Raw genomic sequence first — 24943 nt, 5'->3', positions numbered from 1 at the left:
GTCATCCGGTTTTCTGCGGCCGCGTCCCCACGAACAACACCGCCTCGATGGCGAAAAACAGCGCGAGCGGCGCAATCGCGCCGGCCGTCCCCGCGAGTTCATCACCGAAACGGCTCGCCACGTACAGCAGCACGATCATGCTCAGCGCCATGCCGGGTGCGCCGAGACCGCGTAACGCGGCGCTGCGTTGATAGCCGAGCCAGAATGCGGCGCGCGCCACGATCCAGACGACTGTCGTCGCGACCACCGCGCGCATCGACGAACCGTCGGCACAGTACGCGGCCAGGCCGAACAGCGCCGCGGCGAAGACGATGATCTGCTCGACCGTGTTCTGCAGGTAGCGCTGGTTGATTCGCAATCTGCGAGTTTCGAAGCCCGCCAGCGGGTCGAAGGCAGGCGAGGTCAGCCGCTCGTGCGCGACCGCCTCGACGCCGGTCACGACACTGAACAGCACGGCGACGCAAAAGCATTTGAGTGTGACGAGCATGCGTGCGCCGAGGCTGTCCATGCCCGGCAACGGGGCCATGCCGCGCTCGATGCCGAGCCAGAGCACGACGGCGAGCAGCGAGGCGACGGCGATACCGGCGATGCCGGCGCGGCGTTGACGGCGAAAGTCGGATGCGGGAAGCGCGGGGCCGGTCATGGGTGTTTCTCCTGGCGTTGGCGGACGGCGGTGGAAATACGGACAAAGCGGACAAAGCCGGATAAGCCTGCACGTGCCCGCATCGGCCCGCATCGGCTTGAACACCCCCCTGAATCAGGCCCGCGATGTCCTCTTCCGCACAAAAATCCACCGCAAACAATACAAACCAATAAAGTTCCCTGCCAAAATACGACCGCTGCTCAAGAACGGTAACGCGTTGCCGATACTACGTGAAGCGAGTCCCGGTTCGAACGCGTTATCAAGCCACTTCCGCACGATGGAGACACTGTGATTCGACAAGGCCTGGGCGGCCTGCTGTTAGCGCTGTGCTGCTTGCACGGCGCTTTTGCCGCGGGCCCGGACTGCACGCGTACCTTTACGCTCGCGCTACACGACCACGGCCTGCTCTATTCGGTGGATACCGACAGCGGCATCGACAAGGATTTCGCCGAGGAGCTGACGCGCCGCAGCGGCTGCCATATCCGCGTGAGCCTGATGTCGCGGGCCAGGATCTGGAAGCTGATCGAATCCGGCGCGCTCGACTTCAGCCTCTCGGGCATCGCCAACGACGAGCGTAACCAGTACGCGGACTTCGCCTGGTACTTCAGCGACAAATACTATCTGCTGGTCCGCAAGGACGCGGGCATCCAGAAACCGGCCGACTTCGAACGCAACCGGCAGTTCCAGCTCGGCGTGATCCGCAGCTTCCGCTACAGCGAATCCGCCAACCGCCTCGTCGACTCGCTGGCCGCGCAGAACCGCGTGAGCCAGGCCGGCGGTCTCGATCCGCTGTATCAGGCGCTGATCCTGCGGCGCATTCAAGGCATGATCATCGAGCCTTTCGATTACCCTGCAATCGACGAGAAGAAAATCCGCGACGTCACCACGATCGTGGCCTTCGACGACCCCTCGGTGCCGCACGGCCTGATCATGTCGAAGAAGGCGCTGCCGCCCGAGCAGCGGGAAAAATGGCGTGCGCTGGTCGATCAGATGCGTGCGGACGGCACGGTGCGGCGTCTGTTCCAGAAGTACTTCAAACCCGACCTCGCCGATGCGATGGTCGATTTCCCGACGCCGCCGTGAGTTGGGCGCGGATTGCCCTGCTGCCGCTGCTGGTGTTGTCGGCGGCGTTGAGCGTGACGTGGGTGCTGTGGGACCACGAGCGCGAGGCCGCGCGTCACGAACTGCTCACGCAATTCAATTTCACGCTGGGCGACGCGGTGAGCCGTATCGAGCAGCGCATGGGCACCTACGAATTGCTGTTGCGTGGCGTGCAGAGCCTGTTCGCCGCCGAGGGCGAACTGGATCGCGGCCACTTTCGCGACTACGTCGACACGCTGAATCTCGACTCGAACTTCTCCGGCATCCAGGCCATCGGCCTCGTCGCGTGGGTGCCGGCGGCGAGCCGCAGCGACCACATCGACGAAATGCACCGGCAAGGGCTGCGCGACTACACGATCCTGCCCGAAGGTTCACGCGATAACTACGCGCCGGTGATCCAGCGCGCGCCGTCGGTCGGCTTGAACCGCGTGCCGCCGGGTTTCGATGCGTGGGCCGATCCGGTGCGGCGGCGCGCGATGGAACAGGCGCGCGACTCCGGCATGGCGACCGTGTCCGGCAAGGTCAATCTGGTGGTGGATACGGGGCCGAACGCGCGGCCCGGTTTCATCATGTACCTGCCGGTGTACGCGCGCGGGCAGTCGCAGGAGACGGTCGCGCAGCGCCGCGCGAATCTGCTTGGCTGGGTCTACGCGTCGTTCCGCATGCACGACGTCGTCGCGAGTCTGTATGGCGAGCAGCCGCCGGGTCTGTCGCTCGCGATCTACGACGGCGTCGAGCCGTCGTCAGCGGCGCTGTTGCACAGAACACCCGATGCGGCGACGCATCTGCCCACGGACATCACGGCCAACGAGTATCTGGTCGTCGGCGGCCACGACTGGACCCTGTCGATGACCGCCCACGACGACTTCAAGGCCCGCTTCGGCCGCAACGCGGCGTTGCAGATCGCCGCGACCGGCACGGGCCTGAGCCTGCTGCTGGCGCTGCTCACCTGGCTCATGATGACCGGCCACGGCCGTGCGTTGCGGCTCGCTTCGTCGATGACGCGCGAGCTGCGCGAGAACGAGGAGAAGTTCCGCGCGATCGCCGACTGCACGGTGAACTGGGAGGTCTGGTGGGGCACGGACAGCAAGCCGCGCTGGATCAATTCGTCGGTGGCGAAGTACATCGGCTTTAGCGTCGACGAATGCATGGCCATGCCGGACTTTGCCGGCACCGTGATTCATCCGGCGGATCTGCCGCGCGTCATGCCGGAACTTCAGCGCGGATTGCGCGGCTATCGTGGCGACGATCTCGAGTTTCGTTGCGTGCGCAAGGATGGCACGCTGGTCTGGCTGTCGGTGTCCTGGGTGCCGATCAGCGATTCGCACGGCGATTGCATCGGCGTTCGCACCAGCGGCCGGGACATCACCGAACGCAAGCAGGCGGAAGCGGAACTGCGGATCGCCGCCGTCGCGTTCGATTCGATGGAACCGATGATGATCACCGACTTCGGCGCCCGGATCCTGCGCGTGAATTCGGCCTTCACCGAATGCACCGGCTACAGCGCCGCCGAAATCGTCGGCAAGACGCCGCAGGTGTTGCGCTCGGACCGTCACGACGCGGCGTTCTACCGCAAGATGTGGGAATCGATTCATCGTTCCGGCGGCTGGCAGGGCGAGATCTGGGACCGCCGCAAGAACGGCGAGGTCTATCCGAAGTGGCTGACCATTTCCGCGGTGATGGGCGAGAACGGCATCGTCAGTCACTACGTCTGCACGCACCACGACATCACCGAGCGCAAGATCGCCGAGGAGCGCATCAAGGAACTGGCGTTCTACGACGCGCTCACGCGTCTGCCGAACCGCACGTTGCTGCTCGAACGGCTGAAGCAGGCGATGACCGCGAGCGCCCGCAGCGATGCGTGCGGCGCGTTGCTGTTCATCGATCTGGATCACTTCAAGACGCTGAACGATACCTTGGGTCACGACAAGGGCGATCTGCTGCTGCAGCAGGTCGCGCACCGTCTCGCGGTGAGCGTGCGTGCGACCGACACGGTGGCGCGGGTGGGCGGCGACGAATTCGTGATGGTGCTGAGCAATCTGCACGCGGACCCGTGCCAGGCCGCCAAGGAAACCGAAGCGCTCGGCGAGAAGATTCTCGCGATGCTGGGCGACCCGTATCAACTCGGCGAGGTCGAGTACCGCAGTACCGCGAGTGTCGGCGCGACGGTGTTCCAGGGGCATCAGGCATCGATCGACGAGTTGCTGAAGCAGGCCGACCTCGCGATGTACAAGTCGAAGGAACGCGGGCGCAATGCCGTGCGGCTGTTCGATCCGGAGATGCAGACCGTGGTCATGGCGCGCGCGGCGCTGGATGCGGGCTTGCGCACCGCCATTGAAGAGAATCAGTTCCTGCTGCACTATGAGGCGCAGATCGACGCCTCGCGGATCACTGGTGTCGAGGCGCTGGTGCGCTGGCGGCATCCGCAACGCGGCATCGTGATGCCGGCCGATTTTATTCCGGTGGCCGAGGAGTCCGGGCTGATTCTCGCGCTCGGCAGCTGGGTGCTGGAGGCGGCATGCGTGCAACTGGCGCGCTGGGCCGCGCATCCGGAGATGGCGCATCTGACCGTCGCGGTCAACGTCAGCGCGCAGCAGTTCCGCGAGCCGGACTTCGTCGACAAGGTACTGGCGATCATCGAGCGGACCGGCGCGCGACCCGAGCGCCTGAAGCTGGAGTTGACCGAGAGCGTGCTGGTGGACAACGTGCAGGACATCATCGAGAAGATGACTGCGCTCAAGGCCACCGGCGTGGTGTTTTCGCTCGACGATTTCGGCATCGGCTATTCGTCGCTGTCGTATCTGAAGCGCCTGCCGTTGGACCAGCTGAAGATCGACCGCTCGTTCGTGCGCGACGTGCTCGTCGATCCCAACGACGCGGTGATTGCCCGAACCATCGTCGCGCTCGCGCACAGCCTGGGGCTCGGCGTGATCGCCGAAGGCGTGGAAACCGAGGCGCAGCGGGATTTTCTGGCGACGGCCGGCTGCCATGCGTACCAGGGTTATTACTTCTGCCGTCCGCTGCCGGCGGAGGAATTCGAAGCCGTGTTGCGGCGGCTCGAGGCGCGGTCCTGCGTGACGGAGTGAGCGGCGGAGTGAGCGGCGCAATGCACGGCGGAGCGGCTGCCGGAGCCGCCGCTGTCGCCGCCGTGACTCGCACAGCCGCCACAATCTGTCATTTCCCTTTCGCCGAACATATGGCGGGACACGGCAACGTATGGGAGACTTTACATTTCGCCCGGCCACATTGAATTAGAGGCACGTATGTCCAGGGACGCAGACACCATCACCGATGAACGGGTTGCCGCCATCGCCGATCGCATGGTCGACGAAGGCAAGCGCGTTTCGCCCGTGGCCATCTGGAAAGAACTCGAAAGCGGGTCGCTCGTCGAGGTCGTCGAGGCTTTGCAACGCTGGCGCGACGTCAGGCAACCGCGCACGCCGGAGATGCAGGTGCAGGCCGGCTTGCCGTCGGGCATGGCCGAAACCATCATGAACGCCGCGGATCGCATCTGGGTCGCGTCGCGCGATCAGGCCGAACATGCGTTCCAGGAGCGCATGATCGCGGTCGGCCAGCATCTCGATGCCGCCTTCGCGGAGCGCGACGAGGCATTCGCCGAATATCAGAAGACCCTCGACGAAATGGAGGCGGCCCGTGAACGGTTCGCCGCGCAGACGAGCGCGCTGAACGCGGCGGAACTCAACGCCCACAATCTCGGCGCGGAACTCGCCGATGCGACCGGCCGCGCGGAAGTGGCCGAGACGCGCGTCGAGGAACTGGAGTTGCGCACGTCGGCGGATCAGGCCCAGCTCGAATCCGCCAGAACGGCGCTGGACGAAGAACGCCATGCGCGCGAGGCGCTTGCGGTCACCGTGCTGGGCAAGGACGACGAGATCGCGCGCGTCACCGAGGAGCGCGATCACGCACGGCAGCAGGCTACCGCGCTGAGCGAAGCCTGCGACGCGAAATCGGAAGAGGCCGGGCACTGGTCGCAGAAAGCGGGCGCGGCGACGTCGCGGGCTCAGGACGCCGAGGCGCGCGTCGAGGAACTGGAGCAGCGCGCGGTCGAGGAAGCCGCGCAGCACGACGCCACACGCACGAGCCTCGACGAGGAACGTCAGGCGCGCGAAGGGCTGGTCGAGGTCGTGTCGAACAAGGACGCCGAGATCGCACGCGTCACCCAGGAACACGAACACGCGCGGCAGCAGATGGCCGTGTTGAACGACGCGCATCAGGCGAAGTCGGCGGAAGCGGAGCGCTGGTCGAACGAGGCGAGCGCGGCGGCGTCGCGCGCGCAAATCGCCGAGGCACGCATCGAGGAACTGGAGCGCCGCGTGGCGGAGCAGTCCGCCGCGTTGGCGGCGAGCGAAGCGACGCTCGCGCAAGCGCGCGACACGCACGCGAGGCTGACGGAAAGTATCGCCGCGAGAGATGCCGAGATCGCGCGTATCACGTCGGAGTTCGAGCAGGCGAAACAGCAGGGCGCGACGCTGAACGACAACCTCGAAGCGAAATCGGAAGAGGCGCAGCGCTGGTCGATGGACGCCGCGGCCGCGACCTCGCGTGCGCAGGCTGCCGAGGCGCGCATCGAAGAACTCGTGCAGCGGGCGTCGGAGGAAGACTTCAAGCTCGAAGCGACGAAGACGAGTCTCGACGAAGAGCGTCAGGCGCGCGAAGCGTTGGTCGAGGTGGTCGCGGGCAAGGACGCGGAGATCGCGCGCATCGCGCAGGAACGCGATTACGCGCAGCAGGAAGTCGCATCGCTGGACCGGGCGCGCGAGGCGAAGGCGGACGAGGCGCAACGCTGGTCGCAGGATGCAAGCGCGGCCATTGCGCGCGCGCAGACCGCCGAGGCGCGTATCGAGGAACTGGAGCAGCACGGGTCCGGGCAGAGCGCGGCATTGACGGCGGCTGAGACGCGGGTCGATGAGTTGGAGCGGCAGGCGTCCAGTCAAACAGAGGCATTGACGGCGGCGCAGACACGTGTCGAGGAACTGGAACGGCATACGTCGGAACAAAGCGCTGCATTGAGCGCGGCCGAAGCTCGTAGCGAGGAACTGATGCGCGAGGCGTCCGCCGCGAGCGCCAGACTCGACACCACCCATGCGAGTCTCGAAGAGGAACGCGCGGCGCGCGACACCCTGGCCGAACTCGTGTCGACCAAGGACGCGGAGATGATCCGCGTTCTGCAGGAACGCGATCACGCGCTGCAGCAGATCGCGGCGTTGGATCAAACCCATCAGGCGAAGGTGAAAGAAGCGGCGGAAGAAGCGCAGCGCTGGTCGCAGGAAGCCGACGCGGCGGCCACGCGGGCACAAGCCGCGCAGACGGAGGCGAAGGAAACGCTCGCGCGGATCGCGACGCTGGAAGCCGAACTCGACGAAGCGCGCAACGCGTTGGCGACCGAACGTCAAACCGCGGCCACGCAGCAGGACGAAGCGTCGGCGCGGGTCGACGAGGTGCGCCGCGTCAGTCAGGAGCTCGATGCGGCGCGCGAACAGATCGGCGGGTTGAGCGCGGCCGCGACCGCCGCACGCGACGAACTCACGCGTCTCGAACAGGAAGCGAGCGCCGCGAAGGCTCGCGCGGATGCCGCTGAACAACACGCAACGCACTTGCAGAAGCAACTCGCCGAGCGGCCCGAGTCCGCGAAAAAACACGCGCGCCGCCACCCGCAACCCGACGTCAAGGAAGACGACGACAGCGCCGAGGAAATCGCCGCATTGCAGCGGCAAATGTCCGCGCAGGCCAAAGCGCACACGAAAGCCTTCGACGAATTGCGTTCGAACGCCGAGCAATGGGTCGCGCATGCGAAGGAACTCAAGCAGCGCCTGGGTCTCGCCAGCGAACGGATCATGTTCGTCGATGCGCGCAGCACGGGCGAAGTCGTGCTGGTGCGCCGCCTTTCATCGGAGCTGGAGCGGTTGAAGCCGGATCACGAGTTGATTTCGCGGGACGTGCAGCAGAAATTGATCGGCGCGACGATGGCCCAGCAACTGGCGCAGAAGGGCTATCGCTACGATCCATCGACGGCGGTCATGTCGAAGATCGAGCGCTGAGCGTCGGCGCGTTATTCATGGTGCCTGCAATAACGGATGGGTCTTTCGCCGGCGGCGATCGCGAGCAGCGAATGCAAGCGCAAGCGCAAGCGCAAGCGCAAGCGCTAATACAACCGCTGACGCAACCGGACCCGTCCGCCAGATTCACCGAGGCGCTGGACAAGATCCGGCCTTTGCTCGACCAGACGCCGCCGCTGCCGCCCAACGAGCTAGCGGAGGCCTTGCAACTCGCGGCGGTCAGTGCGCTCGGCCTCGGTCAACTTGCCGATGCCGAGTCGTACTGGCGCCGCGCGATCGACACGAATCCCCACTTCGCCGACGCGTATCTGAACCTCGTCACCTTGCTCAAAGGGCTCGGCCGTCTGTCCGACGTGGAAGCGTTGTTACGGCAACTACTCGACGTCCGCCCCGAACTCGCGGACGTTCACAACCAGCTCGGCTCGCTGCTCCAGGATCAAGGGCGCATGGCGCAAGCCGAAGCGGCCTACGCCGAGGCCTCGCGTCTCTCACCCGAGCGCCTCGAATTCCACTACAACCTCGGCACCGTGCTGCGACCGTTGGGCCGCTGGCGCGAAGCGGCCGACGCCTATCGCCGGCCGATCGGGCTGCGTCCCGACTTCGTGATGGGCTACAGCAACCTCGGCAATATCCTCAAGGAGCTCGGCCAACTGTCCGACGCCGAAGCGGCGTACCGGCAGGCGCTCGCGATCAGCGGCGACTATTACATGGCGAGTTTCGCGCTGGCCACGTTGCTATTGAGCATGGGCCGGTTCGACGAAGGCTGGCGGTTGCACGACGAGCGGCACGCCGAGCCCGGTTCCATTCAGCAGAAGACGCAAAAAGTCGTCGGCCGGCCGCGCTGGCAGGGCGAACCGCTGGCGGGAAAGACGCTGATGGTCTGGCAGGAGGGCGGCCTCGGCGACGCGATTCATTTCGGCCGCTATCTGCCGATGTTGAAAGCGCAGGGCGCGGCGCGCGTTGCCTTCGTCTGCTCGGCATCGCTGCATCGATTGTTCGCTTCGGTCGAGGGCGTGGATGCCGTGCTCACGCACGAAGCGGGCTGGGCCGCCGCATCGAACTACGACTACTGGACGAGCCCGTTGAGCGCGCCGTTCCATTTGCGCACGACGGTCGATACGATTCCGCCGCCCGCTCGCTTCACGCTCGATCCGGCGCTCGTCGACCGCTGGCGCGAACGTCTCGCCGCGCTGCCGGCGGGTCGCAGAATCGGCCTCGTCTGGAAAGGCAACGCATTGCATCGGAACGATGCGAACCGGTCGCTGGGCGCGCTGACGCAACTCGCGCCGCTGTGGCGCGTGCCGGGTGTGAATTTCATCAGCCTGCAAAAGGGCGACGGCGAGGACGAAGCGCAGACGCCGCCGGTCGATCAACCCTTGCTGCATCTCGGTTCGGATATCGCGGATCTCGCCGACAGCGCCGCGATCATCGCGCAACTCGATCTTGTGATCTGCGTGGATACGGTCACCGCGCATCTGGCCGCATCGCTCGGCATTCCGTGTTGGGTGATGCTGCCGGAGCAGGCGGTGGACTGGCGCTGGATGCACGAACGCAGCGACTCGCCGTGGTATCCGGGAACGATCCGCCTGTTCCGGCAACCGTTGGGTGGACGATGGTCCGCATCGATCGAACGGGTACGGCAAGCTTGCCTTGAACGATTTCCGCGGGCCTAGCGCACCAGCAGTACGCTAGACCCGCGGCGCCGTTCAGATCTGCGCGATGCCACCGTCGACGAAGAACTCGCTGCCCGACACGAAGCTGCTGGCATCGGATGCGAGAAACGCCACGACGTTGGCGACTTCGACATCGCGCCCGGTACGCCCGAGCGGGGTCACGCTCGCGGCGAAATCAAAGAAGCCGCTTACCTGTTGCTGGGTCGCGCCCGTTTTGTCATGACCGGGTGTCACGATGACACCGGGGCTTACGGCGTTGACGCGGATATTCCGGCCTTTCAGATCCGCCGCCCAGGTTCGCGCGAACGAGCGAACGGCCGCTTTCGTCGCGCTATATACGCTCCAGTTTTCGAACCCCTTGCTCCCGACGATCGACGCGCTAAGGATGATGGAGCCGCCCGGCCGCATGAGCGGCAGCGTCGTCTGAACGGTCCAGATCACGCCCTTGACGTTGGTGTCGAGCAGACCGTCGACGTGCTCCTCGCTCAGGCCGCCGAGGGGCGCGGGCGCCGCGTATCCCGCATTCGCGAACACGATATCGACGTACCCGGTGTCGTTCTTGACGAAATCATGGAGACGCTGCATATCCGCGGGGCTCGTCACGTCGGCGACCACGGGCACGGCGCGGTCGCCCAGTGATCTGGCCGCTTCATCGAGCTCCGCTTTTCTACGGCCGGTGATGTAGACGCGCGCCGCGCCTTGCTCGATAAAGGTTCGGGCGGTCGCCAATCCGATGCCGGAGTTTGCGCCCGTCACAATCGCGATTTTTCCATCGAGTTTCATGGGTATTCCTGAAGTAAGTTGGTTGTCCCGCTGTCTGGATGATTGAGATCCTTGGGCGGTTCCTGCGTTAGTGGCCGGCCGGTACGTCTGCAAGGCCGCCCGGAAAGATTGCCTGTGTATTTCCCTGACGATTAAACATGAGGGCTCAAGTAATTTAGATGAGGGCTCAAGTATATGTCCGGTCTCCGGGTACTTGTCAATAGTGCAGTACTCAATCATTATTCGGTCATGGGAAAAAATTCTGACGAAACGAAGACGGGCCGCGGCCGGAGCAAGGCGCGAACCGAAGAGAGAGACCTGCTCGACGAGCTGGCCTGCACCAATACCGCGCTGAGACTGGCAGCCCGGCGCCTCGGCACGCTTTACGACGAGGCGTTCGATGCCGTTGGCCTGAAGGCGACGCAAATTTCCCTGCTGGCGGAGATCGAGCGGCTCACGGCGGACGGTGAGGGCGTGCCGCCTACGCTGCAAGACCTCGCGACCAAACTGGCCATTCAGATGTCCGCGGTCACTCACGCGCTGAGGCCGCTGATCCGGGACCGTCTCGTCGAACTCCAGCCCGACGAACTGGACGGTCGGGTCAAGCGTGCCGCGCTGACACGCGTAGGCACGACACGGGTGCGTCGCGCCTTCATCCACTGGACGGAAGTGAACGAGCGTGTCGAACGGGTACTCGGCCGGGAGTCGGCCGCGGCCCTGCGGGCGCTCGCGGATCGGGTCGCGTCGGATGAATTCCTGGCGGCTTATGAAAGCGCCAGAACGGACGATTCCGAGGGGACCTGAACACAAGCCGCGCCGTGGGACGGTTGCCGCCCGCCTGTCCGGAAAGCTTGCACATCCGACCTTGGGAAAGCGCGATGTCCGGTGCAAGAATCGGGTTTTCGAGGAGGCGCGACGACCATGCCCTATCTGCAACTGGATGTGAACGACCACTATCGCGTGGAAGACAAGCGCCGCCTGGCGCTAAAGATGAGCGAGACCTACGCGCGGATGATGTCGGTGGACATCAGGCGTATCAGCGTCGCGATTCGGGAATTGGGCGAGGGCGGCGTGTGGCGTATCGCCGAAGCCGGCGAGGAACCGGTGCCGGTCGCCGTCATGATGCTGGACGTCAGAAAAGGGCGGCCGCCCGAGCTGCGCATGGAGGTGGCCAAGGCGCTGTGCGCGCATTGCATCGACATTCTCGGCCTGCGCGAAGACCGGCTCAACGTCGAATTCACCCAGCATTCCGGCGACGAAATGTATCACCCGGCGCTGGGCGGCTATAGCCCGGAATGGACGCCCGACGAGCAATAGGGCGGCAATAGGGCGGCAATACGGCCGCAGTAGGGCGCTGTTCCGCTACAGCGCGACCTGCATCGCGCCCGCCGCCCGCTGGATGGTTTGCGGCGGCTGACCGAAGGCGCGCAGGAACGCTTGACGCATCCGTTCGCGGTCGCCGAAGCCCGTATCGCGCGCGATGATCTCGATCGGGTGACGGGTCGTCTCCATCATCAGGCGAGCGGCTTCGACACGCAGCCGTTCGACCGCCTTCGCCGGCGACTGCCCGGTCTCCTCGCGGAACACGCGGCTGAATTGCCGCGGACTGAGACGAGCCGCCTCGGCAAGCCGCTCGACGGACAGATCGCTCGCCAGATTCTCGCTCGCAAAGGTCAAGGCCAACTGGACGCGATCCGATCGCGCATTCAATTCCAGCAGCGCCGAGAACTGCGACTGGCCCCCGCCGCGCCGCTGATAGAGCACGAGCTTGCGCGCGACCGTGCGCGCCGCGTCCATCCCGAGATCGCTTTCGACGATCGCGAGCGCGAGATCCACGCCCGCGCTCATGCCGGCCGACGTCCAGATCTGTCCGTCTACGACGAAAATCCGGTCTTCTTCAAGCTGTATGGCCGGGTACCGCGCCTTGAGATCGCGCGCGTGATACCAGTGGGTGGTCGCGCGCTTTCCCTCCAGCAGACCCGCGGCGGCCAGCACGAAGGCGCCCGTGCAGATCGACGCGACCCGGCGCGAATGCTGCGGCGCATGGCGGACGTAATCGAGCAGCGCCGCCGACGGTAACTGGCACTCGTTGTCGCCGGCGACGATCAGCGTGTCGTAGCCCGTTTCGGCAAGCGGCTCGCTGAACACCGAAAACCCCTGCGACGACGTGATGGGTCCGCCCTGTTCCGACACGATGCTGAACCGGTAGAACGGCGCTTCGCATTGCAGGTTCGCGTACTCGAACACGCTCGCCACGGCGAGCGCGAGCGACTGGAAGTTGGGGTAAACGACAAGTCCGACGGTATGCATGATGTCCGGGTGGCGATGTCCTGATTCATTGAAGATAGTATAAATAAGACGCGATGGCCCGCCCTGTTTCCGGCCATGGACCATTTTTCATGTCCTAAATCATTGCATCTATGACATTGAGGATGCGGGCAACCACGGCCAGAATTCAGTCCATGAACTGACATCCGGTCGGTTCGCTCCACGCAAAGGACACGACATCATGACGACTTCGACGAAAGGTACCGCGCTGATCACCGGCGCATCGGCAGGCATTGGCGCTATCTATGCTGACCGTCTGGCGAAACGCGGCTACGACCTCATTCTCGTCGCGCGTAACCCGGCCCGGCTGAACGCCCTTGCCAGCCGCCTCAAAGAGGAAAGCGGCCGCTCGGTCGAAACGGTGGTCGCCGATCTCAACGACAAGACCGCGCTCGCGCGCATCGAGAACATCCTTCGCGACGACCCGCGCATCACGATGCTGGTGAACAACGCGGGCGTCGGATCGGTGGCGTCGGTGCTCAACGGCGACGTCGACGCGATGGAATCGATGATCGACCTGAACATCACGGCGTTGACGCGTCTGACGTATGCGGTGGCGCCGGCTTTCGTGAGCCGGGGCGCGGGCACGATCGTCAACATCAGCTCGGCGGTCGCTATCGCGGTCGAAGCGCTGAACGGCGTCTACAGTGCGTCGAAATCCTACGTGCTGAGTTTTGGCCACGCGCTTCAGCGGGATCTGGCGGACAAGGGCGTGCGCGTGCAGACGGTGCTGCCTGCCGCGACCGCCACGGAGTTCTGGGATGTCGCCGGCTACGCGAAGCAGAAGGAAGCGGCCAGCACGATGACGGCCGACGATCTGGTGGACGCCGCACTCGCCGGACTCGATCAGGGCGAACTCGTGACGATTCCGACGCTGCACGACGGCGCCGGCTGGACGCAGTGGGAAGCGGACCGGCGCGCGCTTGCGCCGAAATTCTCGAATGCTAAGCCGGCGCCGCGCTATCTGCGGGAAACGGAAACGGGCCGCTAATTCACCGTTGAGCGGCCGAACCAACGCGATCCGGACTCAGGCTTTTTCCAGCACCGCCGGTTCGGACGCGTTGTTCGCCGATGTGGCGCCGCGCTTCTCGTTGTTTAAGTCGTTGTCGAACTTGTCGTTGAGCTCGCCGTTGAAAATGTCGCCAAACCGCCGCGCGCCGTGCAAGGCGATCAGCACGAGCGACGGAAACACGAGCGCGGCGTCGCGCGCTTCGTCCTCGAAACCGAAGCATGCGCAGAGCGCCGCGATCGGCAACGCGGCCGCGAGGAAGTAGCGTTTGTACAGCGAAGGCGAACGCCGCCACGCGTGAAGGAAGAACACCAGCAGCGGCACGGCGATCAACGGATTTTGCAGGCTCGGCGTGAACACGCCCTTGGCCACCACGTTATAGAAGCTGACATACGAAAGCGGGTTGATCCAGAACAGCAGGTTCTCTACGCCGTGGATTTCCACGAAGCCGCCCGAGTTCGCTTCATACCCGCTCATGATGAAATGACGCGTCACCATGCAGATGCCGATCTGCACCGCGAGCCACGCGAAGCGCTTGCCGGGCGCGACGTCGCGTTCATGCAGGAAGAACAGCGCGAGCGGCACCAGGAAGAAGGTTTCCTTGTTGAGCGAGAACAGCGCGACGAGCAGCGTGGCGAGCAGCATCGAGCGTTTCATGTAGCAGTACACGACCGCGAATGCGCCCAGGATCTCGAAGAAGTCGTAGTAGTAGCCGCCCTTCTGGAAGGTCAGCGGATAGAACAGACTGAACGCGACCATGAAGCCGAGCGCGTGACTGAATGCGAAACCATGCATGCGCGCGAGGCGGTAGACGATCAGCAGCGTGAAGATCATCGCCAGCATCACCGCGAAATACATCGCGTGATAGGCGAGTGCGACCTCGGCCGTCCAGTACTGATCCGGCACGCCGGCGAAATACGCGTGATGCAGCGAGTCGTAACGCTTGATCGACTTGAAGAGCTTCTGCGAGAGCGCCGGGCTGAACTGATCGGCCAGCCATTTAGTGGCCTTCGGCATCGACGAGCGGTACACGTATGGCTTGGGCGCCGCGCCCTCCATCATGCCGACCAGCGCGAAGGTGTGGACGTAGTCGGCGTTGCGCTGATCGTCGCGAAAGCCCCATTTCAGCAGCACGCTATTGGTGATGTTGCCGCAGCACACCAGCAACAGCACGAAGACGATCGAGAAGCGGCAAAAGCCGAGCAGCCGGCGGTGACGGGTTGAGGTCATGGCGAATCGGATTACGGGAAATGCGTGAAGTGAGCGAGCAGCACGATGGCGACCATCGACAGCATCGTGATGCGGCTGCCCCGGTCCTCCATGACGAACACCACGGGATCGTCGTCCATTTCGCCGCGCACGGTGGCGAGCCAGAGACGCCCGAGCAGATAGATGAAGCCGATCGCGACGAGCCAGAGCAGACTCGCTTCACCGTAACGCGCGACGGTGTCGGCGGAATTGATGAACAGGCCGAACACCACCACCGCCGACAATGCCGCGCCGATGCCGAGCGGCCACAGCACTTCGAGATCGGCGACGCGGTAATCGCGGCCCGCGGGGGGCTGCGCGCCGCTCTGGCGCATCGACACGAGTTCGGCGCAGCGCTTGACGAGCGCGAGGCTCAGGAAGGTCAGCAGCGAAAAGGCGAGCAGCCACTTGCTGACCGGAATGTCCACCGCCACCGAACCCGCGAAAATCCGCAGCGTGTAGAGCAGCGACAAGACGATCACGTCGATCAGCGGTTTCTTTTTCAGGGTCCAGCTATACGCGCTGGTCATCACCAGATACAGCGCGAGCATGGCCGCGAAGCCGGGCGAGGCGATCAAGCCGAGCGCGAGCGAACTCACGAGCAGCATCGCCGAGCAGCCGAGTCCGTTGGCGATGGACAGCGCGCCGCTCGCGAAAGGCCGCGTGCATTTGCGTGGATGCTGGCGGTCGTTGGCGAGATCCCACAGGTCGTTGAGGATGTACGTGCCCGACGCGCCCAGCGACATCGCGACGAACGCGAGCATCAAGGTCGTGAGTTTGTCGGTATCGAAGAACGAAAACGCGGTGAAGAGCGGCACGAACAGCAGCAGGTTCTTCAGCCATTGATGCACGCGCAGCGCCTTGATCCAGATCGCGAGGCCCGCGTCGGCGTTGGCGAACTCGCGTTCCACCGGCACCGCGCTGCGAACCGACGCGGCCACGTCCGACGACACGCCGGCCAGCACCGCGCCTTGCGACGCCTGCCAGATCGGCAGATCGGCGGAACTGTCGCCGGCGTACACGAAGTCCCGGCCAATGCGCTGCTGGATCTGCGCGAGTTTCGCGCTGCCTTTGAGATTGTCGCTGCCGTCGGTGGCGAGCACGTCGTCGAAGAGTTCGAGGTGCGTGGCCACGTTCTCCGCGACGCTACGGTGCGCGGCGGTGGCGAGCACGATACGGCGCCCGCGGCTTTTCTCGGCCGTCAGATAGTCGACCAGCGACTGGCGATACGGCAGCGACGCCGCAAGCGGATGGGTGCGCGAGGCGATCGCGCGCTTGAACGATGCACGGCCACCCAGTAGCCATACCGGCAACCTGACCAGATTGAGCGGATTTCTCTTGACGATCTGAACGACCGATTCGGCCAGCGTGTCGGTCAGCGTGAGCGTTCCATCCAGATCGACCACCAACGGCAATAGTTCTTTACTCGCCCGCACTCCGCCCCCCGAGGCACCTGCATTGTTATTGCTGGGCGAGGTTTTTTGCGTCTCGCATCCCCGGTATCGCCCAAAAAACGGCGAATTGTAACGTAAAGTTACAAAAAAAGGAGCGCTTGAGGGCGGGTATTTGATTAGTACGCGACTGGTGCGTGATAAGTGCGTGAAAAGTGCGCGCTTAGTGCGCGGTTAGTACGGCATGAGATCGCGGGCGGCGGATTTTAAAATCCGCGAATTACTGGGCGTTGTGTTTCGCCTGCCAGCGTTGCATGAAAGCGATTTCATCGCGCTGCGCCTTGATGATGTTGCGCGCCAGGCGCTTCAATTCCGGATCTTTGCCGTATTTCAATTCGACCTGAGCCATTTCCACCGCGCCCTGGTGATGGGGAATCATGTGCGCGACGAAGTCGCGGTCGGCGTTGCCGGTATAGGCGGGCGCGCTCATGCCTTGCATCATCTTGTCGTCGGCGGCCTTGAACGCTTGCGTCGAGTCGCCGGTGCTGGCGTTGGCATCGGCGGCGGACGCGGGCGTCGCGGACGGCATGCGCATGCCAGGCATGCCCGGCATCGTGCCGCTCTGCTGCGCGTGCGCGGGCGCCATGGCGACGGCGAGCGCGAGGCCGCCGGACAGACAGAGCGCACGAAAGACGCGTTGATTTTTCATTTTCATGGTGAGTGTCCGTTGAGTGGAGGGGCGTGGTTCGGTTTAACCGCGTTGCTGGGGATGAAACCCCGCCGCTTCGATCGCTTCGATGATCTTGTGCGGCGGTTGGGTCGACGTGACGTTAACGATTTTAACGGGCACGTCGATCGCGATTTTTGCCGCCGGGTCGAATTGCATGACGGCACGCGTAATGGCATTGGCGCATCCGCCGCACGACATATCGGGAATTTCGAATTCCATTTTTTGCCTCCAATGAGTAGCCGGGCTTTAATCGTGGACCTTACCACCGCAGTAAGGTCAAGCGCTAATACGGCGATCTTTTTCGCTTTGCGTCGACTATGACGTAGCCGGGCTAACGGATTTATCGGCGTGCTAGACTCCGTGCCCATGTCTTACTGGCGCAAACTCTTCATTGTCGTGCTGCTCGTATTGAGCCTTCCGGTTCAATCGTTCGCGGCCGTCTCCATGGCATGCGATAACGCGCAGTCCATCGGTCATGAAGGTGTTGCGCATCGTGAGCTCGTCGGGAACCTGGCGCATAGGGCGGCCGTCACGCAGATGGCCGGCACGACCGGGCATCACGATCATGCCGCGATGATGGCCGCGCAAGCTCATCGCGTCGTGAGTGCCCAATCGTCGGATCATGGTGCTTCCGGGGGCGCGCATCATGCTCACGCATGCCCGGCTTGCGCCGCGTGCTGTTTCGGCGGCGCGTTGCCGAATGCCGCGGTGACGTCCGCATCGTTCGATCCCGTCCGGTTCTCTGTTCCCCTGCCTCCTGCTGTTCGCGTCGCGTCGTTTCTGACCGGCGGCATCGAACGGCCTCCCAGAATCTCGCTCGTGTAGCGCATGCGCGGCCTGGTGCCGCGCGGTTCCCCGTGATTCGGCGGGGTTTCCTGTCGCCTCGACGGCCGGCTGGACGCTGGCCGCCGTGGCTGCACACGACGAGACAATTCATGCGACCGTTCATTGCGGCGCTGCTCGGCGCGACGGCAGGTTTGCCGGCGCTCGTGCACGCCAATACCCCTCAAGCCATGGCCGACCCGGCAGACGCCGCCGCGCCGGTGCCGGTGCTCAGCGCGCCATCCTCATTCGCGGACTACGTGCCGTATCGCGAGCCGGCGGCGTCATGGCCCGCGCTTGATCGCGCGACTCACGCCACTCACGATTCCACTCACGAGGAGTCGATGAAATGACGCGCACCGCGTTTCAACTCGCACCGGCGCGTGGTCTGACAAACGCCACCGCGTGGCTCGCCATTCTGCTGATACTCGGCGGCTGCACGACGTTCTCCAAAGACGGCGGTTTCGACACCGTGTCCACGACCGCATCGGAGCGGCTAGGCAAAAGCGCCGTACGCGTGATAACGCCCGAGGACCATCGCGCCGTTATCGCCCGCACGGACGAGCTCCTGTCCAAACCGCTCGCCATGGACGACGCCGTGCAGATCGCGTTGCTGAACAACCGCGGTTTGCAGGCGGCCTATGCCGAACTGGGCATTGCCGAAGCCGACCTCGTGCAGGCGGGACGGCTGCCGAATCCTGGCTTCTCGTTCAGCCGCACGCAGGGCGGCAACGACCTGAGCATCAGCCGCACGTTCACGCTCGGCCTCGCTGGCGTATTGACGATGCCGCTGGCGACGCGCATCGAAAGCCGGCGTTTCGAGCAGACGCGTCTGCTCGCGGCGGACGCGATGCTCAACGTCGCCGCCGATGCACGCCGCGCGTATGTCGTCGCCGTCGCCGCGCAGCAGTCGGCGAGCTACGCCGGGCAGGTGAGCGACGCCGCGCAGGCCGCCGCCGAACTGGCGTCGCGAATGCGACAGGCCGGTCACTACAGCAAGCTCGACCAGGCGCGCGAACAGGCCTTCTACGCGGACGCGATGGCGCAGCGCGCGAGGGCGCGGCAACAGGCCGCGAGCGCGCGCGAAAAGCTCACGCGCGCGATGGGCCTGTGGGGCACGCAAACGCAATACGCGCTGCCCGGGCGTCTGCCCGATCTGCCCACGACGCGTCCCGATTTGCCGGACCTCGAACGCTTCGCGATGCGGAACCGCCTCGACATTCAGGCGGCCAGGCTACGCACGCAGAGCGTGGCGAGTTCATTGGGGCTGAGCAAGGCCACGCGCTTCATCAACGCGCTCGACGTCGGCTATCAGAACAACTTCACCACCTCCGACGGCCGCGAGCAGGGCTACGAAATCAGCGTCGAGATACCCGTGTTCGACTGGGGCGATGCGAAGGTGGCGCGCGCGCAAGCGCTCTATCGACAGTCCGTCGATCGTCTTGCCGCCACCGCGATCGACGCGCGTTCCGAAGTCCGCGACGCGTACTCGGCCTATGTGAGCGACTACGACCTCGCGAAGCACTATCGCGACGAAGTCGTGCCGCTGCGCAAAACCATTTCCGATGAACTGCTGCTGCGCTACAACGGCATGCTCGCGAGCGTGTTCGACCTGCTCGCCGATTCGCGCGAACAGATCGGCGCGGTGAACGGCGCGATCGATGCGTTGAAGGACTACTGGCTCGCGGATACCGATCTGCGGCGATCGCTCGGCGGTCGTTTGCCGATTGACGCGGCTGCCCAGCAACCGCAGCCGCAACCGATGGCGACAACCACGCAAGCCATCCCCCCCAATGAATCCGCTCAAGCCGCTGAGCCTTCTGAACCTCTTGAATCCAAAGGTCAATGACATGCTGTCACGTCGACATTTTCTGGGCGGCTCGGGCGCCGCATTGCTAGGGGCGGCGCTGGTCAGCAAGGCCGGCGCGGCCACCTTGCCCGAAGCCCCGGCCATGAGCGGGGCAACGATGCAGCCGCCACGCGCACCCGCCACCGGCCGGCCATACACGCCGGTCGCCACGCTGAATGGCTGGTCCTTGCCGTGGCGGATGAAAAACGGCTGGAAGGAATTCCATCTGATCGCCGAACCCGTGGTACGCGAAATGGCGCCGGGCATGAGCGCGAATCTATGGGGCTACAACGGTCAGGCGCCGGGCCCGACGATCGAGGCGGTGGAGGGCGACAAGGTGCGCATCTTCGTGACCAACCGCTTGCCGGAACACACGACCGTGCATTGGCACGGCATGCGTCTGCCGTGCGGGATGGACGGCGTGGGCGGTCTCACGCAGCCGCACATTCCGCCGGGCAGGACCTTCGTGTACGAGTTCCAGCTGGAGCAGCACGGCACCTACATGTACCACCCGCACGCGGATGAAATGGTGCAGATGGCGATGGGCATGATGGGGACGTTCATCGTGCACCCGAAAGACCCGGAGGTGATGCGCGTGGATCGCGACTTCGTGTTCATCATGTCCGCGTACGACATCGACCCGGGCAGCTTCACGCCGCGCGTGAACGAGATGACCGACTTCAACATGTGGACGTGGAATGCGCGCGTGTTTCCGGGCATCGACGCGTTGCCGGTGCGCGCGGGCGACCGCGTGCGGATTCGCGTCGGCAATCTGACCATGACCAATCATCCGGTCCATCTGCACGGCTATCGCTTCGAGGTGACGGGCACCGATGGCGGCTGGATACCGCCCTCCGCGCGATGGCCCGAGGTGACTGCCGACGTCGCCGTCGGCCAGATGCGGGCGATCGAGTTCACCGCCGACCGTCCGGGCGACTGGGCGTTTCATTGCCACAAGTCGCACCACACGATGAATGCGATGGGGCACCAGGTGCCGAACATGATCGGCGTGCCGCAGAAGGATCTCGCGCGGCGCATCAACAGGCTCGTGCCCGGTTACATGGCGATGGGCGGCACCGGCGGATCGATGGGCGGCATGGAAATGCCGCTACCGGAGAACACCTTGCCGATGATGACCGGCACCGGGCCGTTCGGCGCGCTGGAGATGGGCGGCATGTTCAGCGTGGTGAAAGTGCGCGAGGGCATGGCGCGCGACGATTATCGCGACCCGGGCTGGTTCCGGCATCCGAAGGGGACGGTGGCGTACGAGTGGACGGGGGACGCTTGAGGTAACGCGGCGCGTCGTGCGCAACATCGGACGGCCCATCTCACGCGCCGCCCATTCCGTTGCCGATCATGCCGGCGGGATCGATGATCCTGTCGTAATCGGCCTCGGTGATCTTGCACGATCGAAGCGCCGCGGCCTTGAGCGTGGAGCCGGTCGCCTGGGCATCCTCGGCGATATGCGCCGCGTTCTGATAGCCGATCACCGGCGACAACGCCGTCACGAGCATCAGATTGTTGTCCACATAGGCCTGAATTCTCGCGCGATCGAGTTCGGTGCCTTCCACCGAATAGGTCCGGAATTTATCGCATCCGTCCGCGAGAATCGTCGCGCAATGCAGGAAGTTGTTGATGATGATCGGCCGCATCGCGTTCAGTTCGAAGTTGCCCTGACTTCCTGCGAACGCGACCGCCGTATCCTCGCCGATGACCTGGATCGCGATCATGACCATGGCTTCGCACTGGGTCGGGTTGACCTTGCCGGGCATGATCGACGAGCCGGGCTCGTTGGCGGGCAGCTTCAGTTCACCCAGGCCGCAACGCGGGCCCGACGCGAGCCAGCGCATGTCGTTGGCGACCTTCATCAGCGACACGGCCGTGCCGCGTAGCGCGGCGGACGCACGCACCATCGCGTCCAGCGAGCCCTGCGCCATGAATTTGTTCGGCGCGGTCACGAACGGCTTGCCCGTCAGTTCGGCGATTTTCGCCGCCACGTTCTTCGAGAATCCCACCGGCGCGTTAAGGCCAGTGCCGACCGCGGTGCCGCCAAGCGCCAGTTCGTAAAGACCTTCACGGCTGCGTTCGATCTCCGCTATGCATGCACGCAGTTGCGCGGCCCAGCCCGACCATTCCTGCCCGACCGAGAGCGGCGTGGCGTCTTCGAGATGCGTGCGGCCGACCTTGATCACGTCCATCCATCCACTTGCCTTGATCTCGATGGTATCGGCGAGCCGGCTCAGCGACGGCACGAGACGATCGTCGATCATGGTGACGGCGGCGATATGCATCGCGGTCGGGAAACTGTCGTTGGACGACTGGCCCATGTTGACGTCGTCATTGGGTCGTACCGGCTGCTGCGTGCCGAGCGTGCCGCTCAGCAACTGGATCGAACGATTCGACAGCACTTCGTTCACGTTCATGTTGGTTTGGGTGCCCGAGCCGGTCTGCCACACGTAGAGCGGAAAATGCTCGTCGAGCTTGCCGGCGATCGCCTCGTCGGCCGCACGGACGATCGCCGCAGCCTTCCACGCGGGTAGCCGTCCCGCCGCTTCATTGACCAGCGCGCAGGCCTTCTTCACCGTGCCATAGGCGTGATAGACCGCCTTGGGCATCCGGTCGCCGCCGATCGAGAAATGCCGGAGCGAGCGCTGGGTCTGCGCGCCCCAGTATTTTTCGGCCGGCACGTCCACGTTGCCCATGCTGTCGAACTCCCGGCGTGTACCCGAGGCATCGAGGCCGATTGCGATATCCGCCACCCGCGGGTGATAGAGGTCCGTGTCCGTCATGTCCATTGCTCCTTGATGTCGCGTGAAGTAATCGTGCGGCCGAGGGGTAAGAACCCACGCAGCCTGGGTTCGCGCGCGGTCAGTACGCTGGGTCGTCATCGCCAACCTTCCCCTTGAACAGAAAATAAATAACCAGCGAGTAGGCGACCGTGAGCGGCATCACGAAGACGCCCACGCCCCAGAACAGGAACGCTTGACTCGAATGCGGCGCGGCTGCCTCGGTGGTCGTGATCGCGAACGGGATCATGTACGGATAGAACGAGACGACGAACGTGCCGAGTCCCACGGCGAACAATGCGACGGCGCACAGGAACGGCGCCAGTTCGAGGCGCCTCGCGATGGCCGTTGCCATGAGCGCGCTGATGGCGAGGCCGGCCAACGGCAGCAGGAGCAGCGTGGGCTGCTCGAACCAGCGTTCCATGAGGAGGCCGTCCCTGAACCATGTGGCGATGAAGGCCAGCGCGAGGAACACCAGCACGCCCGCGAGCAGGCGCGGCAGCAGCCGGAAGGCCAGTTGCTGCGTGGCGCGCGTCGACTTGTACGCGAGCCACGCGGCGCCCAGCAGCGCGTACCCCAGGCACAGGCCCATGCCGCAAAAGAGCGCGAACGGCGACAGCCAGCCGAAGGCGCCGCCGACGTAGCGGGTACCCGCCATCGGCAAGCCGTCCGCCAGCGCGCCTATGGCCATACCCTGTATGAAGGCCGCCACATAGGACCCGGCGATGAATCCCCAGTCCCACAGCCATTTCGTGCGTCGGCTTCTTTCGCGGAATTCAAAGGCCACGCCGCGGAAAATCAGTCCCGCCAGCATGACCATGAGCGGCAGATAGAAGGCCGACATCAGTGTCGCGTAGAAGAGCGGGAACACCCCGAACATGACGGTCGCGCTCATCACCAGCCATGTCTCGTTGCCGTCCCAGACGGGCGCGATCGTCGCAAGCATGCGGTCGCGCTCCGCTGCATCGCGGACAAACGGAAGCAGCATGCCGATGCCGAGATCGAAGCCGTCGAGCGACGCGTAGAGGAACGTGGTGAAGACGAGCACGGCGGTCCAGAAGTCGAGCATCATGCGAGCGTCTCCGGTTTGTCGACCAGCGTGATGTGTTCGCTTGCCAGCGACAACGGACGTTTGGGATTGGTGCCGGCTCGGGTGCCGGCGGTTTGTCCTGGTGGCGTGTCGATTCCCGCCGGCTCCGGCGAGCTGCCCGGACCGCGCTTGAGCAGACGATAGATATAGAGCGTGCCGAACAGAAAGATCACGCTGTAGACGATCGAAAAGAGTGTCAGCGTGGCGGCGACTTCCGGGCTGCCGAGCGTGGGTGTGACGGCATCGACGGTGCGCAACTGACCGAATACCGTCCACGGCTGCCGGCCGACCTCGGCGGTGAACCAGCCGGTCAGCGTGGCGATGAAGCCGACCGGAAAGGACAGGAAAATCGTCCACAGCAGCCATCGTTTTCGTTCGATGCCGTTGCGCGCGAGTTGCCAGCTGCCGTACCACGCGAGTGCGAGCATCAGCAGCCCGCACGCGACCATGATGCGAAAGGCGAAAAACGGAATCGCCACCGGCGGCCGGTCCGCCTTGGGCCAGTCGGTCAGCCCGACCTCTTTCGAATCGAGGCTCATCGAACCGATCAGACTGCCCAGATAGGGAATGGCAATCGCGTAATCGTTGGACTCGGTCTTCTCGTTCGGCCACGCGATCAACACTTCGGCGGCCGGCTGCTCGTCATGCCAGCGCGCTTCGATCGCGGCGAACTTGGTCGGCTGTTTGTCGTGCGTGTAGTCGCCGACCAGATGCCCGAACAGAAGCTGGCACGGCACCAGCACCGCCGCCAGCCCCAGCGCCATGCGCATCATGGTGCGCGACTCCGCCGGGGACTGCCCCTTCAGCGTGTGCCACGCGCCGGTCGCGGCAATGCAGAAGGCCGACGTGAGATACGCGGCCAGCAGCATGTGCGGAAAGCGCACCAGCATCACCGGGTTGAAGATGATGGCTGGCCAGTCGGTTGGAATGAACACGCCTTTGTCGCCGACCGTGAAGCCGACCGGGTATTGCATCCAGCTGTTGTTGACCATGATCCAGAACGACGACAACGTGGTGCCGAGCGCCACCATCAGGCACGAAAGGAAATACGCCCAGTGCGGCAGGCGCTTGCGCCCGAACATCAGCATGCCGAAGAAGCTGGCTTCGAGCGCGAACGCGGTGAACGTTTCGTAGCCCAGTAAGGGTCCCTGGATCGCACCGGTGCGCCGCGACAGTTCGCTCCAGTTGGTGCCGAACTGGAATGCCATGACGATGCCCGACACCACGCCCATCGCGAAGGCGACCGCGAAGATGCGTCGCCAGAAATCGAACAGGCGCCGATAGACAGGGCGCCCCGTCGCCAGCGACATGCCCTCCAGCACGCAGAGCCACGCCGCCAGCCCAACCGTGAAGGCGGGGAAAATAATGTGAAACGACACGGTTGCCGCGAACTGGATTCGCGAGAGCATGAGTGCGGTGAGGTTCATGAGACGT

The 24943-nt window shown here is 64.5% G+C and carries 21 protein-coding genes and 1 pseudogene; 12 read left to right on the top strand and 10 right to left on the bottom strand.

Translation table 11 applies throughout. From position 1 onward, the window contains the following. Position 1: 1 nt before the first annotated feature. A complete protein-coding gene (locus LFL96_RS23875; RefSeq protein ID WP_281003169.1) occupies positions 2-643 on the bottom strand; it encodes an MAPEG family protein in 642 nt (213 codons plus the stop codon). Between LFL96_RS23875 and LFL96_RS23870 the strand changes: the two genes are divergently transcribed. The 5 genes from LFL96_RS23870 to LFL96_RS23850 all read left to right on the top strand — a co-directional run bounded on the left by LFL96_RS23870 (position 642) and on the right by LFL96_RS23850 (position 9494). Further along, on the top strand, positions 642-935 hold the full coding sequence (locus LFL96_RS23870) for a hypothetical protein (protein WP_281003168.1): 294 nt from the start codon (positions 642-644) through the stop codon (positions 933-935). The two genes, LFL96_RS23875 and LFL96_RS23870, sit on opposite strands and share 2 nt — an antisense overlap. Next, a complete protein-coding gene (locus LFL96_RS23865) occupies positions 932-1726 on the top strand; it encodes a transporter substrate-binding domain-containing protein (RefSeq protein WP_281003167.1) in 795 nt (264 codons plus the stop codon). The genes LFL96_RS23870 and LFL96_RS23865 overlap by 4 nt, the downstream gene beginning before the upstream one ends. Further along, positions 1723-4830 (top strand): EAL domain-containing protein, encoded by a 3108-nt coding sequence (locus LFL96_RS23860; RefSeq protein WP_281003166.1) that lies wholly within the window; start codon positions 1723-1725, stop codon positions 4828-4830. The genes LFL96_RS23865 and LFL96_RS23860 overlap by 4 nt, the downstream gene beginning before the upstream one ends. Before the next feature lie 177 nt (positions 4831-5007). Beyond that, positions 5008-7803, top strand: coding sequence for a DNA-binding protein (locus tag LFL96_RS23855; RefSeq protein ID WP_281003165.1), 2796 nt, complete (start codon positions 5008-5010; stop codon positions 7801-7803). Positions 7804-7874: 71 nt separating this feature from the next. Next, on the top strand, positions 7875-9494 hold the full coding sequence (locus LFL96_RS23850) for a tetratricopeptide repeat-containing glycosyltransferase family protein (protein WP_281003164.1): 1620 nt from the start codon (positions 7875-7877) through the stop codon (positions 9492-9494). A 33-nt stretch (positions 9495-9527) separates the two neighbouring features. On the opposite strand, the gene LFL96_RS23845 is transcribed toward LFL96_RS23850, so the two are convergent. After that, positions 9528-10370 (bottom strand): SDR family oxidoreductase, encoded by an 843-nt coding sequence (locus LFL96_RS23845; RefSeq protein WP_348638440.1) that lies wholly within the window; start codon positions 10368-10370, stop codon positions 9528-9530. 81 nt (positions 10371-10451) lie between these two features. Here LFL96_RS23845 and LFL96_RS23840 point away from each other — a divergent pair, with 81 nt between their 5' ends. Further along, on the top strand, positions 10452-11060 hold the full coding sequence (locus LFL96_RS23840; RefSeq protein ID WP_281003163.1) for a MarR family winged helix-turn-helix transcriptional regulator: 609 nt from the start codon (positions 10452-10454) through the stop codon (positions 11058-11060). Positions 11061-11177: 117 nt separating this feature from the next. Next, positions 11178-11573 (top strand): tautomerase, encoded by a 396-nt coding sequence (locus tag LFL96_RS23835; protein WP_281003162.1) that lies wholly within the window; start codon positions 11178-11180, stop codon positions 11571-11573. A gap of 45 nt (positions 11574-11618) precedes the next feature. Here the strand turns inward: LFL96_RS23835 and LFL96_RS23830 are convergent, their stop codons facing one another. Then, the gene (locus LFL96_RS23830) at positions 11619-12566 is read right to left on the bottom strand and encodes a GlxA family transcriptional regulator (RefSeq protein WP_281003161.1); all 948 of its coding nucleotides are present in this window, start codon (positions 12564-12566) and stop codon (positions 11619-11621) included. A gap of 199 nt (positions 12567-12765) precedes the next feature. Between LFL96_RS23830 and LFL96_RS23825 the strand changes: the two genes are divergently transcribed. Continuing rightward, entirely contained in the window at positions 12766-13575 is an 810-nt protein-coding gene (locus LFL96_RS23825; protein WP_281003160.1) for an SDR family oxidoreductase, read from the top strand. A 36-nt stretch (positions 13576-13611) separates the two neighbouring features. Here the strand turns inward: LFL96_RS23825 and LFL96_RS23820 are convergent, their stop codons facing one another. From LFL96_RS23820 to LFL96_RS23805, 4 genes are all read right to left on the bottom strand, one after another. Next, positions 13612-14823 carry a hypothetical protein gene (locus tag LFL96_RS23820; protein WP_281003159.1) on the bottom strand — a complete coding sequence of 404 codons (1212 nt, stop codon included), beginning with the start codon at positions 14821-14823 and terminating at the stop codon, positions 13612-13614. An 11-nt stretch (positions 14824-14834) separates the two neighbouring features. After that, positions 14835-16277 (bottom strand): UbiA family prenyltransferase, encoded by a 1443-nt coding sequence (locus tag LFL96_RS23815; protein ID WP_281003158.1) that lies wholly within the window; start codon positions 16275-16277, stop codon positions 14835-14837. A gap of 235 nt (positions 16278-16512) precedes the next feature. Beyond that, on the bottom strand, positions 16513-16941 hold the full coding sequence (locus LFL96_RS23810) for a DUF305 domain-containing protein (protein WP_281003846.1): 429 nt from the start codon (positions 16939-16941) through the stop codon (positions 16513-16515). Between the two features lie 42 nt (positions 16942-16983). Beyond that, a complete protein-coding gene (locus LFL96_RS23805) occupies positions 16984-17181 on the bottom strand; it encodes a heavy-metal-associated domain-containing protein (protein ID WP_281003157.1) in 198 nt (65 codons plus the stop codon). A 147-nt stretch (positions 17182-17328) separates the two neighbouring features. Here LFL96_RS23805 and LFL96_RS37080 point away from each other — a divergent pair, with 147 nt between their 5' ends. The 4 genes and pseudogenes from LFL96_RS37080 (at position 17329) to LFL96_RS23785 (ending at position 20921) form a co-directional block, all read left to right on the top strand. Beyond that, complete coding sequence (locus LFL96_RS37080; protein WP_348638447.1) at positions 17329-17787, top strand: hypothetical protein; 459 nt, start codon at positions 17329-17331, stop codon at positions 17785-17787. A 110-nt stretch (positions 17788-17897) separates the two neighbouring features. Continuing rightward, positions 17898-18089 (top strand): annotated as a pseudogene (locus LFL96_RS23795) (hypothetical protein); the annotation flags it as partial. Positions 18090-18133: 44 nt separating this feature from the next. Beyond that, positions 18134-19633: a TolC family protein gene (locus LFL96_RS23790; protein WP_281003154.1), complete on the top strand. Its 1500-nt coding sequence runs from the start codon at positions 18134-18136 to the stop codon at positions 19631-19633. A 1-nt stretch (position 19634) separates the two neighbouring features. After that, positions 19635-20921: a copper oxidase gene (locus LFL96_RS23785; protein WP_281003153.1), complete on the top strand. Its 1287-nt coding sequence runs from the start codon at positions 19635-19637 to the stop codon at positions 20919-20921. A 40-nt stretch (positions 20922-20961) separates the two neighbouring features. On the opposite strand, the gene fumC is transcribed toward LFL96_RS23785, so the two are convergent. The 3 genes from fumC to LFL96_RS23770 all read right to left on the bottom strand — a co-directional run bounded on the left by fumC (position 20962) and on the right by LFL96_RS23770 (position 24936). Then, positions 20962-22422: a class II fumarate hydratase gene (gene fumC, locus LFL96_RS23780; protein ID WP_281003152.1), complete on the bottom strand. Its 1461-nt coding sequence runs from the start codon at positions 22420-22422 to the stop codon at positions 20962-20964. A 79-nt stretch (positions 22423-22501) separates the two neighbouring features. Beyond that, a complete protein-coding gene (cydB, locus tag LFL96_RS23775; RefSeq protein WP_281003151.1) occupies positions 22502-23491 on the bottom strand; it encodes a cytochrome d ubiquinol oxidase subunit II in 990 nt (329 codons plus the stop codon). Further along, a complete protein-coding gene (locus tag LFL96_RS23770) occupies positions 23488-24936 on the bottom strand; it encodes a cytochrome ubiquinol oxidase subunit I (RefSeq protein WP_281003150.1) in 1449 nt (482 codons plus the stop codon). Before LFL96_RS23770 ends, cydB begins: the two co-directional genes overlap by 4 nt. Positions 24937-24943: the final 7 nt, after the last annotated feature.

The organism is Paraburkholderia sp. D15, assembly GCF_029910215.1.
In the GTDB taxonomy this organism is placed as follows: Bacteria; Pseudomonadota; Gammaproteobacteria; order Burkholderiales; family Burkholderiaceae; genus Paraburkholderia.
Note: the sequence above shows the minus strand (reverse complement) of the source record. Positions and strands in the feature narration are given on the sequence as shown.